The organism is Planococcus koreensis, assembly GCF_004761975.1.
In the GTDB taxonomy this organism is placed as follows: Bacteria; Bacillota; Bacilli; order Bacillales_A; family Planococcaceae; genus Planococcus; species Planococcus koreensis.
Window position 1 is genome coordinate 22,272 of record NZ_RQII01000042.1, and the last position, 15,241, is coordinate 37,512.

The window sequence follows — 15,241 nt, forward strand, 5'->3', positions numbered from 1 at the left end:
CGTCTTCCTCCTAATTCGAAAGCGTTTGAAGCGCTTTGCGTTTTTCTTCCACCAGCGGCATCACTTTTTGTGAGAAGCGCTCCATCTCTTCCAATTGCGGAGAGAATTGCAGCAGCAATAAACCAAGCCCTGCTCTTTCGTACGCAAGAATACGGTCCGCAATCTCGTCGGGTGTGCCGATCAAGTTCGGCCGCAGCCCGCGGTTGGAAACCGAATAGTCTTCCAGCTTCACTTGCTGTTCCAATTGGGATTTTGAGACAAAATCATTATACCCTACATAACCGCTGGCATCTTTCATGTCGACGATGCGGGCATATTCTTCTTGAACTTCTTCTTCGGTATCACGGCATACCACATAAGCTGCCATGCCAAATGATTGCATCGGCTCTTTCCCTGCCGCTTGGCGCAGATTTTTCATGTCTTGGATTTTCGCTTCGATTTCGTCCACCGTGCCGCCATGCATCACATAGGCGTCGCAAGACTCGACAATCGATTTTTTGCCGCGGGGGCTTTCGCCTCCTGCATACAAAATCGGATTGGGCCGTTGAACCGGTTTCGGCTCAAGGCGCGCATTCTGGATGTCGTAGTATTTCCCTTTGAAGGAAAACTCTTTTTCGCTCCACATGCCTTTGACGACTTGCAGGAATTCATCGGTGCGATCGTAGCGTTCATCATGTTCGGTAAAGTCGCCGCCGTATTGGCGCGCTTCTTCTGCCCACCAAGCGGAAACCACATTCAAAGTAAAACGCCCATTGGAGATGCGATCAATATTGGCAGCCATTTTCGCTGCAATGGCCGGATTATGGAAAGCCGGCCGAATTGCAGCCATGATTTCGATTTTCTCCGTTACCGACGCCAAAGCGGCAGCAGTCGACCAAGCTTCAAGGGAATCAGCTTCCATTCCTTTTATATCGTTCAAATTCAATTCAGCGATCAATGTTGTGTCGTAGCCCCATTGTTCAGCGCTTTGCACGACTTGTTTCGCATACTCAAAAGTTGCTGGCATGTTTTCATCTTCCACATTGCGCAGCCATCCGCCAAAAATCGGTAACCAAAACCCATATTTCATCTATGATCGCATCCTTCCGCATCTTACTATCAAAATCGTGAAAACATTCACTTTATTCAACAGAATAAATTGATTATATAGCAAACCCACTATTCTTACTAGTAAACTAGGTTATAAACGGAAAAAAAGCCTACCTTGGCCAAGGTGGACTTTCAACGCTGTTAAAATCAGCCAATCAAACTCATTTATTCGCAAAAGAAGCTGGCATAACTACTGCCACCACTTCCCCCTTCGCACAGAGCACATCTCCCGCAAACACGTCGACAGCCACTTTGAATTTCTTCGGATGGATTTCTTCTACGGTCCCAACCGCTTTCAGCACTTGCCCATCAGGGGTCGGCTTCAAGAAATCCACATGCAGCGACGCAGTCACAAAACGTGGAGGCTCTTCGAAGCTTCCGGGTTCAAAGCCATTTTTTCGGTGCAGCGCAAGTGACGCGGAACCCGTGCCGTGGCAATCGATCAATGATGCAATCAGGCCGCCGTAGACGAATCCGGGAATAGCCTTATGTTGCGGACCGGGTTTATAGTAGGTCACTGTCTCGCTGCCGTCCCATCCCGTGCGGAAATGATGCCCTTCCGTATTCAGCCGGCCACAGCCGTAGCACCAGGCAAAATCTTCCGGATAGTCGTCTTGAATAGCATGTACGATTTCTTCCACCATCGGTCTCCCTCATTTCTGCGGAATCCGTTTATGTATACATGTTGTTCCGCTTATTTCAACATTTTACCACAGCAGCCTCCAATCATCTGATTACTCTGACTAATTTCCGTTAATTTAAGGCAAAGGAAAAAGCATGACCCTTTTCATCAGGCCATGCCTTTCCTTTTACCGCCCCTCGAATGTTCCCTGGAGGGGATCGCACGCGGAAAATTCTCGTTCAATTCTTCTACAATGTTGATGCCTGACGAAATTTGGTAACCCTCGCCAATGCATTGTGTTGCGCTAACTGTCATTTGCCATTAAGGCTTTTGCTTCGCATGTACCTCTCAGCGAAATTGGTGTTTCTGCAGTTAGACGTACTAGATGCACTTCCACAAAAAACTTACTGTTTACTGATTTGACACTGTCTGGATAGAAACCTTGTGTTGCAATTGGTCCCTGACAAGAGTTGCATATCGCCAGTAAAGCAAAATTTTCCGCCAAGGCTGTGCAAGTCATCGTCTGGATGCGTTCATAAACTTACTTCGTTTATACGCGTTTCCCTACGTTATTCCGCCTTGTACTTAATGTATTCCACGTAAACATTTTCTTAAACCTATTTTTAGAATTTTTTAATAGATTCTAAAAATATTTTTACAATCGCCTTTGCGCTCTATATACTGATAGATAGTTCGATATCCGTAATATACAGAGGAGAGATGAAATGGTTAAAAGTTTGCCCCTGCGCTCAGAGGTACCAACAGAAGAAAAATGGGATTTAACTAGTTTGTTTGCATCCAGTGAAGACTTTGAGCCAGTACCTGAAGCGCTTGAAAAAGAAGCTGAAGCTTTCAGCGCACAATTCAAAGGGACGTTGGCAGAGCCGGCTTCAATCGTTGAAATGCTGGAAGCCTATACTGCTTTATATGAAAAGATTACTCAAGCAGGCGCCTATGCAAGCCTATCGCTGAGCACCGACCAATCGAACGATGAAGCCCAGATGCGCGCGAGCCGTTTCGGTTCGGCAGCTGCGAAAATCGGCAGCAATCTTTCTTTCGTCGCAAGTGAACTATTGGAACTTCCGGAAGCCACACTTGAAGCGGCTATTGTACAAGCACCACCTTTTGAAAACTACTTGAAAAAATTACTGCGGCGGAAACCGCATCAATTGCATCCGGAAGCAGAAAAAGCCTTGGCTGCTTATTCCGCCACGTTCAATGCGCCTTATGGGCTTTACAATACAACCAAGATGCTCGACATGTCATTTGATAATTTTGAAGTAGGAGGCCAGAAATACCCGCTAAGCTACGTATCTTTTGAAGGCGATTGGGAGGCCGAAACCCGCACCGATCTTCGCCGTGCGGCATTCACCGCCTTTTCGGACAAACTTGAGGAATATCAGCACACGGCCGCCAAGACCTACGATATGGAGCTTCAAACCGAGAAGACAACGTCCGATTTGCGCGGTTACGGCTCCATCTTCGACTATTTATTGTTCGACCAGGAAGTCGACCGTTCGCTTTACAATCGCCAAATCGATTTGATCATGAAGGAATTGGCGCCCCATATGCGCAAATACGCTAAATTGCTGCAGCAAGTGCACGGACTCGACAAAATGACTTTCGCCGATTTGAAGATTTCGCTCGACGCTTCCTATGAACCTGAAATCACGGTTGAAGAATCAAAAAAATACATTAACAAAGCGTTGGCTGTCATGGGTCCGGATTACTTGGAAATGGTCGAGCGCTCCTACTCGGAACGCTGGATTGATTTTGCTCAGAACAAAGGCAAATCGACAGGCGCCTTCTGCTCGAGCCCGTATGGAAGCCACCCTTACATCCTGATTTCCTGGACCGGGCGCATGAATGAAGTTTTCGTGCTGGCGCATGAGCTTGGCCATGCCGGCCATTTCCATAACGCCAACCGGGAGCAGAACATCTTCAACGCGCGCCCTTCGCTTTACTTTATCGAAGCGCCTTCAACCATGAACGAAATGCTGGTGGCGAACCACCTGCTCGCCAACTCGGACGACCCGAAATTCAAACGCTGGGTCATTTCCACAATTGTCGCCCGGACTTATTACCATAACTTCGTCACGCATTTGCTTGAAGCAGCCTACCAACGGAAAGTATACGAACGCATTGATGCTGGCGAAAGCGTCAATGCCGGGATTCTCAACACAATCAAACGCGGCGTCCTGGAAGAATTCTGGGGCGACGCGGTCGAAATCACAAGCGGCGCCGAACTGACATGGATGCGCCAGCCCCATTATTACATGGGCTTGTACCCGTATACCTACAGCGCGGGGCTGACGATTTCAACCCAGGTTTCCAAACGCATTCTGAGCGAAGGCCAGCCGGCTGTCGACGAATGGCTGGACGTACTGAAAGCTGGCGGCACGAAAACCCCGGCCGAACTCGCCCAAATGGCTGGGGTGGACATCACCACCGAAAAGCCGTTGCGCGACACCATCGCCTACATTGGTGAGTTGATCGATGAACTCGTTTCACTGACAGAAGAAATTGATCAAGCATAAGACAATGCAAGCAAAAAAGCCCTGAGCAATCAGGGCTTTTTGTCTGGGCGGTTTTCGGCATCGCCGGCATCCGCTTTATGCTGTTGGGTTGCCGCATCTTCGGCTTGCTGTTTCTTGGCAGGTGCCTCAGCTTCGTTATAAAACGCTGGATAGCCCTGTTCTTCCAATTCCTTCACTTGTTTTCTCGACGCTCGGATCAGCAGCCGGACAATGAATATGGACAATAGGAAAATCACCAAAATTGAAATGATCCCCGGAATGTACTCTGACTTATCTTCAGGAAAATATAGAAATTCCATGTTTTCGTTTCCCGCCTTTAATGAGTGAATTTCTTTTCATTATACAGGATTGGATTTTCCAGCTGGGCGTTGAACGTGAACATTTAGTGGCAAGCCTACTCAATGCCCTTCCGACACGACCGTAAACCGTTTGTTCAAGTGGCGCGGATGGTCGATTTCATCAATTAACGCAACTGCATAATCCGGATAGCTGACATAGCTCTTGCCTTTCGAATTGAACGTGATGCTGTCTTCGCCAATCTGATAATGCCCTGTCCGGCCTCCTGTTGGGTCGAAGAAAGCCGCCGGGCTAAGAAACGTCCATTTGATGCCTTCAGAAGCTTCCAAATCAGAAAGGTTCTGGGACTGCCCAACGGCAATCGCTTTAAAGGCTTCCGGGAACTCCGGTGTATCGATCAGCCGCGTCATCCGGGCTTCATCGACAAACAAACTGCCGGCGCCGCCAACGACGATCAAGCGTGTACCAGGAGCCCCTTTCATCGCATCAATCAAGCTTTTCCCTGCCACGGCATGCAGCTCGGCTTTTTCCGGCGGAACGCCGAACGCATTGACAACCACATCAAACTCCCGTAAATCTTCGGCAGTCAATTCATCGATGTTTTTCTCCATGACGGCCGCTCTTTTTTCAACAAGCTTCGAGGCGTCACGCACTATCGCTGTGACGTCATGCCCCCGCAGGAGCGCTTCTTTCATAATAAAACCGCCTGCTTTTCCAGTTGCTCCGATAATCCCGATTTTCATGTCTACCGCCTCCATTAATTAGAGTTGATCTACAGCTTCTTTCAAGATTTCAAACGAACGCTTTCTCTTGTCTTGGTCATAGATATACGATACTGCCATCAATTCATCAATCTGCAATTCTTCAATAAACGGTGCTAACTGGCGTGCAATCGTTTCTTTGCTTCCGCTGAACGTATATTGTGCCATACCGCGCACCATATTTTCTTCAGGGAAGGTCCATCTGCCATCCATCGTTTCGACTGGCGGCTGCAGGGGATTCTTGGTGCCGCGGATGACATTCAAGTAAAACATTTTACTGGAAGTTCCAAGTACAGCTGCTTCTTCATCGGTTTCAGCACCTACAACATTAACGCAAACCATTACGTAAGGGTTTGCCAGGTATTCAGAAGGCTGGAACTGGCTGCGGTAAATCTGCAGCGCCTGCTTCAGCTGCTGCGGCGCGAAATGCGCTGCAAAAACATACGGCAAGCCGAGGCGTGCGGCAAGCTCCGCGCTCGAAGTGCTAGAGCCTAAAATGAAAATCGGCACTTCCGTTCCCACGCCCGGATAGGCGTGGACCATGCCTTGGTGTTCAAGCGGTTTCAAGTAATTCTGCAATTCCACTACGTCCTGCGGAAATGCGTACGCTGTCTCCTGCGAAGTGCGGCGCAGTGCGCGGGCAGTCTGCATATCAGTGCCTGGTGCACGGCCTAACCCTAAGTTAACGCGGCCTGGATGCATCGTTTCCAAAGTGCCGAATTGTTCCGCTACGACGAGTGGCGTATGGTTTGGCAGCATGATACCGCCTGAGCCGGCTTCAATCGAGTCCGTGCTGTCCAATACTTTGGAAATCAAGATCGATGTAGCTGAACTGGCAAGTGTCGGCGTGTTGTGGTGCTCGGACAGCCAAAAACGGCGGAAACCGAGTTGTTCGACATGCTGTGCTAAGCTGATCATGCTGTCAATTGCCTCTTTTGCTGTTTGTCCTTGTGAAATGGCAACCAGATCCAAAACGGATACTGGCAGTGTTTTACTATTTTGGTCCATCATTAAACTTCCTTTCAACGAAATCTAGTTTAACAATAAGACTAATATATCTCGAAGACAAACTATCTGCTTGCCTTGCTTCTGGCGAAAAGCGTTACAGGTTTTTGCTTTCGCCGATTGCGGCAAATTGTGCAGGACCGCCAAACGAAGCACGCGCCGCTTCCAAAATTTCGGTTGGGTCGTCGTATTGCGGCAGGTGCGTCAGCCACAATTCGCGTGCACCTGCGCGTTCAGCAAGCTCACCAGCCTGTTTCCCGCTCAGGTGTCCTTTGATGATGCCGACATATTTTTCATACAGGTTCGCTTCGGACACCAGGAGATCGGCGCCTTCCGAAAACGCCACCAATTCCTCTTTCCACTCCGTATCTGCTGTAAAAACGACCGATTTCCCTCCAGCCGTAAATTTCAAAGCCAGGCAATAAACCGGATGGATCGTTTCGCAGAACGACACTTGCCATGGCCCGATTTCGATTGGCTGGTCGGCCTGAAGCGCCACCCCTTCCGTAACGCCTTTATAAGACAAGCTATCGAACATGGCTTTATCCCGGTCGTGCGCGAAAATTGGGAAAGGCGTTCGCCATTCTTTCAACTGCATGCCGACCATTGCTGCATGCTGAAGCACGCCGATGTCTGCTACGTGATCCGGATGATAATGGCTGATAACTGCTGCGTCGATGTCTTTCAGTTCTGTATAGTTCTGGACAGCCGCAAGCACCCCACTGCCGCAATCAACTAAACAGCGGAAACCATCCTGTTCTATTAGAAATGAGGAAGTTGCTTCATTTTTATTGGGGTAGCCGCCCCATATGCCAATCGTGGTTATTTTCACAAAAAACAGCACCTTTCTTTAAAAGCATTTTTTCCATTATAACGGATTCAGCCAGTCCCTACCTGTTTACGCTTTTGGGCATCGGGTATATAAATGATGTAATTAAAACCCATTGGAGGGATTAATGTGATCGTAAAACTAACAGTTGAAAACGCATTGCAAGCAAAAAAGGAAATTGAGAAATTGGAAAGCCAAGGCTACCACGAAGACCATATCTACCTTTTTGCACATGATCCTAAGCGCCAGCACGACATCGCTGATGCGTTGGATGCGGAAGATCCGGATTCAGGTTTCTTGAACAAATTAAAAAACCTGACTACCTCACGCGGCGACCAATTGCGTTCTGAAATGCAATCTGTCGGTTTGACTGAACAGGAAGCCGACCAGTATGAAGAAGAATTGGACAAAGGCAAACTTGTCATTGTCGCCAAAAAAGACTAATCGCTTCACCAGCCGTTCCTTCGGGGACGGTTTTTTTATGTCCTTTCCTTTTTTTAACGCCTAATTATTATTCAATTCAAACTATTCAACTGATTTTCAGATAAAATATTTAAAGAAAACAAACTAGTAATATAGACATATCAACGATTTATGCCATCCTCTTCATTGTGCCTAGTGATCATTTTTGCTATATTTGAATAAGGTTAATTTTCCAAATTATTTCATAAGGGGACATTCGATGAAGAAGAGTTTAAAAATGGGAAGCGCTTTTATCGGCATTATCGTTGGAGCTGGCTTCGCATCAGGACAGGAAATTATGCAGTATTTTACCAGTTTCGGCATCCTTGGAATTGTAGCAGCACTTATCTCGACTGCGCTATTCGCTTACCTGGGCATGAATTTGACGCGGCTAGGCAGCCGGATGCAGAAATCATCCCATAAAGAAGTGGTTTATGGCATCAGCGGCAACATCATTGGCCGCATCGTCGACTACATCATCATTTTAACGCTATTTGGTGTAGGCGTTGTCATGATCGCTGGAGCCGGCTCCATCTTTTCGCAACAATTCGATTGGTCGCCTGTGCTGGGCAGCACAATCATGACAGCGCTCATCCTCATGACAATCATGTTGAATGTCGATAAAGTCATTGCCATCATCGGCAGCATTACACCATTCCTTATACTGATGGTTGTCGGGTTGACAATCTACAGCCTTTTGACAATGGACCAGTCGTTCACAGCATTGGATCCAATCGCAAAAGAACAGCTGTCAGCTCTTCCAAACTGGTTCCTTTCTGCCATCAATTACGCGTCATTCAATATCGCTGTCGGAGCTTCGATGTCCATCGTCATGGGCAGTACGGAGAAAGATGAAAAAGTGGCGGCGAGAGGCGGACTGTTCGGTGGGCTCGGCCTTGGAATCCTGATCATCCTTAGCCATTTGGCCATCTTCTCAAAAATCGATGTTGTCGGCAATTCCGAAATGCCGATGCTGCAAATCGCCAACGACATTTCCCCGGTTCTCGGAATCTTCATGTCTGTCATTTTATTCGGCATGATTTTCAATACCGGAGTCAGCATGCTATATGCTTTTGCCGCCCGATTCTTTCAATCAGGCACATCGAAGTTCAAGATTTTCGTCATCGTCATCTGCTTGGCCGCATTCGGTTTAAGCTTTGTTGGCTTTACCGAACTCGTCAATATGTTCTACCCGATTGTGGGTTATCTAGGATTTTTCCTGGTTGCTGCCTTGATCTGGGCAGACATCAAAAAAACAGGCAAACCTGCATTAGTAACAGAATAAATGAAAATAAGCCGCCAAAGCATGCTGTACATGCTTTGGCGGCTTTTCATGTTATGGTTTTAGAAACACTTGCCGGAAGGAGCTTTTTATGGACTCATTTATAAAAACACCCCAGCAGCAAAAAATAATTGAAGAAATCCGTTCACTTCAACAATCGTTCGAGCAACGGGAACCCGAACTGGATGCCATCGGTTCGTTTCCTCACCAAAATATCAATGACTTGAAGAAAATCGGTTATCATACGCTGACGCTGCCTGCTGAATACGGTGGACAGGGCTTCGGCTTGTACGAATACATATTGGCCCAGGAGGCGATTTCCCAAGCTTCCGGCTCCACCGGCCTCGCCATCGGCTGGCATACTGGCATCGTTCTGGAATTTGCCGAGAACCGCCATTGGCAGCCAGAGCCAGCCCACTGGCTAATGGATGCAATAAAAGAAGGCGCCCTGATTAACACGGCCGCTACTGAAAGCAATGCCGGAAGCCCCACCCGCGGCGCATTGCCGAAAACCACAGCGCTTCGCGACGGCGATGACTTTATCGTCAACGGCGAAAAAATCAATACTTCAATGGCTCCTGCACTCGATTATATATTCGTTACGGCTGCCAATGAACAGGACGAGATGCTGACGCTAGTCATACCTAAGAGCGCTGCGGGCGTCTCAATTGAACAAAGCTGGGATATGCTGGCCATGCGTGGAACGGCAAGCCAGACTTTGGTGCTCGAAAACGTCCGGATTCCCGCTTCCTATGTTTTAAAAACTGCTGCCGCGAAAGCCCCTGCCAAAGGCTGGCTTCTTCATATTCCAGCCTGCTATATCGGGATAGCGCTGCCGCACGGAATTACGCGCTTGGATTTGCTGCATCTTATATACCGGCCTCACTGGGCAAACCGATTTCCGAAACACCGAGCATCCAAAGCCTTATCGGAGAAATGGAACTGGAGCTCGCAACAGCCAGGCACCTTCTATACGGCACAGTTGAGCGCTATGAGCATGCAAAAGACAAGGCTGCCATGCAAGGCGCACTTGATGCGACGAAAATAGCCGTGACTCAGGCTGCCATCGGCGTAGTCGACAAAGCCATGAAGATTGTCGGCTCCCGCGCCCTTTCCGAATCCAGTCCCATGCACCGTTATTATTTGAACGTTCGTGCAGGCCTCTACAATCCGCCAATGGAAGATATGGTCAAAGCACAGCTGGCACAAAAAGCGCTAGCCGCTTTTCCCCAAACAGACAAGGAGTGAACAATTATGGGCTTACAGATCCAATTGAACGATCAGATTTTCGATGCGCTGAGCTTTTCAGAGGAGTCGACCACTGATTCAGCCAGCCAAGAATTGCGCCGGAAAATCATTTTTGATTTCAAGGTTACCAGTGAAAATTACCATGATGTTGCTGTGCTGCTTTATGAAATGGAGTTTCATGTGCGCATACCGGAAAAAGACTTGGATTTCCAAGCATCCATCTCAAATTATTCCACATCGGTGACGAACCTTTACTTGGATGGCCAAGTGGCCGACTATCATTTGGAATTGATTGAAAAGCCATAGCCCACCAAATGGCCCTTGGAAAAACGGTAAAAAGACAGGAAGCAGGCATATTTCACATGCTGCTTACCTGTCTTTTTTCATTCGCCTCTTTTAAAGCGGCTTTTACCGCGTTTCGCTTTCAACCTTCTCATTAATGCTTCCGCCTTGTCCTCTTTTGCCGCTGCGGTTTTCGCATCCAGCGCAATCGATCTGATTTGGTGGCCGTCCAGTTCAATGTCGAACCAGGAATGGACCTCACTGCCCTCAGGCAGCCAGGCAGCGGGAAGGACGATTTCCTTCTGCAGCTCTTCTATCAAAATGACTGCCAAGCAGCCGTCTTCAATCCGATCGAGCATCCCTTTCATCCCATCATCCCCCTATGCATGCCAATCCTTGTTCTTTTATCGCGTCAATCTTTCCTTGTCCAATGCCTTTGATGCTGTCCAACTCTTCAATCGCGTCAAACGGACGCGCTTCTATGATGGCTTCTGCCAGTGCAGGGCCGATTCCTTCGATTTCCTGAAGCTCAGCAGACGAAGCGATGTTGATATCAATGCAGCGGTTTTTCCCTTCCACAGCAATGCCGTCTTTTTCAATCAATACTTCATAGGAAATGCCATCCGTTTCGACACGGACAGTCCCATTGACATCCGTACCGTACACTTTGGCTCCAGCATTTTCAGCGGCCGCAATCACTTCGGCATGTGGATGGCCATATGAGTTGTCGATGCCTGCACTATAAATAGCCACTTCCGGGCTGACAGCTTTCAAAAAAGCAGTTCCGCTCGATGTGTTCGACCCGTGATGGCCCAAATGCAAAATTTCCGCGTCCAGTTCTGCACCGCTATCAATCATTTCCTGCTCTTCTTTGACGCCGGCATCGCCTGTCATGATAAAACTTACGTCTTTATAGGTAATCTTCATGGAAATGGATTCCTCATTGCCTTTGCCGGTCACTTCAGCAGGATGCAGCACTTCGATTTCCATGCCTCCGACATCGAACGTTTCGCCGGTGCGCGGTTCATAATAATCGGTGCTATTCGCCTCGATGGCTTCCAATGCACGGATAAACGTATCTGACGTGCTGACATTGCCCGACAGCCACACTTCGCTGACTTCGAATTGTTCGATCACCTTATCCAGCTGCCCAATATGATCTGAATCGGGATGCGTGCCGACAACAATATCGATTTTGGACACACCCAGCTTTTCCAGGTATTCGACAGCATCGGTATCATTCCAATTTCCTGTATCGATCAATATCGCGTAATCTTCCGTTTCGAACAAGGTTGCATCTCCTTGACCGACATCAATGAAATGCGCAGTCAATTCGCCGGCATTCCTTTCCGGGGGTGCCGGCTTTTCCGTATCGTTATCGGCGGGCGTCTTTACACGTTCAAGGCATCCCGCTAAAAAAAGCGCCATGACAAGTATACCGACTAAAAATAACCATTTTTTCTTCACAGTCGCTCTCCTCTTTCCTTGTGGAAATTTTACCATATCAGCCCTTTTGCATTCTCGCACAAACACTTTTATGGCAGAAAGAAAAGGAGGCACAGCAAAAAGGAGGCGGTTCTGGATTTCTCCAAAACCGTCCTCCCTTCTTTTAAGATGACATATAATCTCCGCCGTTGATGTGCAAAAATTGTCCGGTCATATAGGAATTTTGCGGATCCGCCAAGAATACGAATGCTTTTGCAAGTTCATAAGGCTGCCCTGGACGTCCGGCAGGAACATCCTTCCCGAAGCCTTCCCCGATGTTGTCGTATAAAGCTCCGAACGTTTCCGGGATCAACGGTGTCCAAATAGGGCCCGGCGCAATGCCGTTCACCGCAATTTCCTCGCGTACGAGCCGACGTGCAAGTGAACGGGTCATCGACACAATCGCGCCGTTTGCACCCGAGTAGTCGATCAAATCCGAATGCCCCCGGTACGCATTGATGGATGCGGTATTGATGATGCGCGACCCTTTTTTCATATGGGGGAGCACAGCTCTTGTGAGATAGAGCATGGCGAACGCTTTAATTTCAAAGGTTTTCAGGATGTTTTCGTCTTTCAAATCAAGCGGTGACGTTTCGGGGTATTGGTATCCGGCATTATTGACCAGGATATCAATTTGTCCAAATGAGTCCAGCGCAAACTGGACCAGCCGGCTGCTGTTTTCCGCTTCCCGCAAGTCGCCGCTTTGCGCCACCGCTTTGCCTCCGTAACTTTCTATGAGCTGAATCGTTTTCAGCGCGCCTTCTTCATCGCCCAAAAAGCCGATGACCACTTTTGCGCCTTCTTTGGCAAAGGCGATAGCAGCCGCTTGGCCGATGCCGCTACTGCCTCCCGTAACAATCGCTACCTTGCCTTCAAGAATACCGCCAGCCTTGTAATCTCTTAAATCGGTGTTATCGAATTCTACATCCGCCATACTCACCCTCCTCTACGCTATAAAAGGTTGCTCGGCACCCTGCCGAGCTGCCATACTTCGTCCGAGTATTCCTGTATCGTACGGTCGCTTGAAAAAATACCCGATTGTGCGATATTGACTACAGACATCTCCTGCCAAGCCAGACTGTTTTCAAAAGCGCTAAGCAATCGCTCATGGGCTTTTCCGTACTGCTGGATATCTTTCAATACAAAGAACGGATCATTGCAGTCGACCAGCTGGTTTCGGATAGCGGATATATTTCCCTCACCGTCCGAAAGGCTGCCCTCCAATAATTGCGCCATGACTAGCTGCAAATCCGGCTCGTGCTGAATGATATCCGGCGGATAATAGCTTTGTTCTTTTTCAAATTGCATCACTTGCCGGGCAGTCAATCCGAAAATGAATGCATTATCTTCCCCGACTTGCTCGACAATCTCCAAATTGGCGCCATCGAAGGTCCCTAATGTTATGGCGCCATTCATCATAAACTTCATATTGCCGGTGCCTGACGCCTCTTTCGAAGCCGTCGATATCTGTTCACTGACATCTGATGCCGGAAAGATTTTTTCTGCCTTGCTGACGCTATAGTCTTCAATAAATACGATGTGGAGGTGCTTTTTCGCCAACGGATCGTTATTGACTTGATCCGCAACAGTGTTGATGAGTTTTATAACCTCTTTAGCATACCGGTAGCTGGGTGCCGCTTTGCCCCCAAAAATGAATGTCCGAGGGTAAGGCCGGAAAGACCGGTCAGACAAGATGCGGTTATACAGCATTTGTATATGGAGGATGTTCATCAATTGCCGTTTATAGCCATGGATCCGCTTGATCTGGGCATCAAATACCGATTCAGGATCCACAATAATATCCTGATGCGTTTTAATGTAATCTGCCAGCTGCCGCTTTTTGGCTATTTTTACCGCTTGAAGATCCTGGAGAAATGCGGGATCCTTGCTGAAACGATGGAGTTTATGCAATTTGATCGGCTCACGGATCCATTCATCCCCGACAGCCGATGTGATTAAGCTGGACAACTCGGGATTCGCTTTCAAGAGCCAGCGGCGATGGGCAACGCCATTCGTGATATTATGGAATTTATGAGGAAAATGATCGTTCAGTTCTTTCATTTCACGCACTTTCAGAATTTCGGTATGCAGTTTAGCAACGCCATTTACTTTATAGCTGCCTACCACAGCGAGCGTCGCCATATGGACGACTCCATTTTCAATGATGGCAAGTTTTTTGCGCTGCCACTCATCCAGCGGTTCCTGCTGGGTTTTTTCCTTGAAGCGGCGGTCTATTTCCTGGATAATCATATATATTCTCGGCAATAGCCGTTCCAGCAAAGAGCTGCTCCACTTCTCCAAAGCCTCTTCGAGAATCGTATGGTTCGTATAGGAGATCGTATGATTCACAATTCCCCATGCTTCTTCCCATTGCATGCCTTCCTCATCCATTAAGATCCGCATCAACTCCGGGATCGCCAGTGCCGGATGCGTGTCATTGATTTGAATCGCGACATGCCGCGCTAAATCACTTAACGGACAATCGCGGTTTTTCACGATTGTCTGGAGTGAGGCGCTGCATAGAAAATATTGCTGCTTGAGGCGCAGTATCTTCCCTGCATCCAAGGAAGCATCGGGATACAGCCGGTCGGTCACCTCGGCAGTTTCCTGCTCGTACAGTGTTCGCGGTTTGCCTTTAGGCAAAGGGCGGCTGGACACTTCCGCTTGCCACAGGCGCAAGGTATTTACAGTCTTTCCCGCAGCTCCGACAATCGGATAATCATACGGCACCGCTTTGATCCATTCTGCGTCCTTTAGAACCGGTTTTAACCGATTGCTTTCAATGCCCGGTTCAATGGAACCGAAAAAAGGAATGTCCAGCGACAATTCTTCTCTTCTGATGCCCCAACCTTCTTTTTCATCAATCCACACTGTGGGCTGTTCTGTTTGAAACCCATCCTGGAAAACTTGCGTGAACAAGCCGCCTTTATAGCGCAGGCCACAGCCATGCCCGGGAAGTTGCAGAGAGGCCAGTGAATCCATAAAGCAAGCGGCCAGGCGGCCAAGCCCGCCATTGCCCAAACCAGGTTCAGGCTCCAGCTCTTCGATGGCATGCAAATCGAAACCAAGCTCTTTCAGCCCTTCTTCCACGAATCCATGGACATCCAAATTCATCAGATTCTGCCCCAAAATCCGGCCCATTAAAAATTCAATGGAAAAATAGTATAATTGCTTGCGCTTCTGTTCTTTATACTGTTGATTCGTCTGCTCCCAGTCGTCGTACGTCCACTCTTTCACCATAGCCGTCAAAACCGAATAAACGGTTTGCAGGGACTCTTTGTCTTCCCGTTGTTCCAGGCGCGCCACAAAATTCTCTTTGAACCGCTCTTTTGAACTGAACAT

The 15,241-nt window shown here is 48.2% G+C and carries 14 protein-coding genes and 1 pseudogene; 5 read left to right on the top strand and 10 right to left on the bottom strand.

All coding sequences use genetic code 11. The features are described 5' to 3' along the window. Positions 1–10: 10 nt before the first annotated feature. Complete coding sequence (locus tag EGV91_RS10020; protein ID WP_135503315.1) at positions 11–1,069, bottom strand: LLM class flavin-dependent oxidoreductase; 1,059 nt, start codon at positions 1,067–1,069, stop codon at positions 11–13. Positions 1,070–1,250: 181 nt separating this feature from the next. Beyond that, entirely contained in the window at positions 1,251–1,733 is a 483-nt protein-coding gene (locus EGV91_RS10025) for a PaaI family thioesterase (protein ID WP_135503317.1), read from the bottom strand. A gap of 703 nt (positions 1,734–2,436) precedes the next feature. On the opposite strand from EGV91_RS10025, the gene pepF reads away from it, so the two are divergent. Next, positions 2,437–4,248, top strand: coding sequence for an oligoendopeptidase F (gene pepF / locus EGV91_RS10030; protein WP_135503318.1), 1,812 nt, complete (start codon positions 2,437–2,439; stop codon positions 4,246–4,248). A gap of 29 nt (positions 4,249–4,277) precedes the next feature. Here pepF and EGV91_RS10035 read toward each other — a convergent pair whose 3' ends face one another. The 4 genes from EGV91_RS10035 to EGV91_RS10050 form a co-directional block, all read right to left on the bottom strand. Then, entirely contained in the window at positions 4,278–4,547 is a 270-nt protein-coding gene (locus EGV91_RS10035; RefSeq protein ID WP_135503320.1) for a hypothetical protein, read from the bottom strand. Between the two features lie 99 nt (positions 4,548–4,646). Beyond that, the gene (locus tag EGV91_RS10040; RefSeq protein ID WP_135503321.1) at positions 4,647–5,288 is read right to left on the bottom strand and encodes an NAD(P)-dependent oxidoreductase; all 642 of its coding nucleotides are present in this window, start codon (positions 5,286–5,288) and stop codon (positions 4,647–4,649) included. Between the two features lie 18 nt (positions 5,289–5,306). Beyond that, entirely contained in the window at positions 5,307–6,317 is a 1,011-nt protein-coding gene (locus tag EGV91_RS10045) for an LLM class flavin-dependent oxidoreductase (RefSeq protein WP_135503323.1), read from the bottom strand. Between the two features lie 91 nt (positions 6,318–6,408). Continuing rightward, positions 6,409–7,143, bottom strand: a complete 735-nt coding sequence (locus tag EGV91_RS10050; RefSeq protein WP_135503325.1) for an MBL fold metallo-hydrolase — start codon at positions 7,141–7,143, stop codon at positions 6,409–6,411. Between the two features lie 126 nt (positions 7,144–7,269). Between EGV91_RS10050 and EGV91_RS10055 the strand changes: the two genes are divergently transcribed. The 4 genes and pseudogenes from EGV91_RS10055 (at position 7,270) to EGV91_RS10070 (ending at position 10,438) form a co-directional block, all read left to right on the top strand. After that, on the top strand, positions 7,270–7,584 hold the full coding sequence (locus EGV91_RS10055; protein WP_135503327.1) for a YflT domain-containing protein: 315 nt from the start codon (positions 7,270–7,272) through the stop codon (positions 7,582–7,584). A gap of 238 nt (positions 7,585–7,822) precedes the next feature. Next, the gene (locus EGV91_RS10060; RefSeq protein WP_135503329.1) at positions 7,823–8,887 is read left to right on the top strand and encodes a YkvI family membrane protein; all 1,065 of its coding nucleotides are present in this window, start codon (positions 7,823–7,825) and stop codon (positions 8,885–8,887) included. A gap of 88 nt (positions 8,888–8,975) precedes the next feature. Next, positions 8,976–10,132, top strand: a pseudogene (locus EGV91_RS10065) (acyl-CoA dehydrogenase family protein). A gap of 6 nt (positions 10,133–10,138) precedes the next feature. Further along, positions 10,139–10,438, top strand: a complete 300-nt coding sequence (locus EGV91_RS10070) for a DUF3219 family protein (RefSeq protein ID WP_135503331.1) — start codon at positions 10,139–10,141, stop codon at positions 10,436–10,438. A 77-nt stretch (positions 10,439–10,515) separates the two neighbouring features. Here the strand turns inward: EGV91_RS10070 and EGV91_RS10075 are convergent, their stop codons facing one another. The 4 genes from EGV91_RS10075 to EGV91_RS10090 form a co-directional block, all read right to left on the bottom strand. Beyond that, a complete protein-coding gene (locus EGV91_RS10075; RefSeq protein WP_135503333.1) occupies positions 10,516–10,782 on the bottom strand; it encodes a DUF3006 family protein in 267 nt (88 codons plus the stop codon). A gap of 4 nt (positions 10,783–10,786) precedes the next feature. Then, positions 10,787–11,881 (bottom strand): MBL fold metallo-hydrolase, encoded by a 1,095-nt coding sequence (locus EGV91_RS10080; protein WP_241666167.1) that lies wholly within the window; start codon positions 11,879–11,881, stop codon positions 10,787–10,789. Positions 11,882–12,023: 142 nt separating this feature from the next. Further along, positions 12,024–12,833: an SDR family oxidoreductase gene (locus tag EGV91_RS10085; RefSeq protein WP_135503335.1), complete on the bottom strand. Its 810-nt coding sequence runs from the start codon at positions 12,831–12,833 to the stop codon at positions 12,024–12,026. Between the two features lie 17 nt (positions 12,834–12,850). Then, on the bottom strand, positions 12,851–15,241 hold the full coding sequence (locus EGV91_RS10090; protein WP_135503337.1) for a glycogen/starch/alpha-glucan phosphorylase: 2,391 nt from the start codon (positions 15,239–15,241) through the stop codon (positions 12,851–12,853).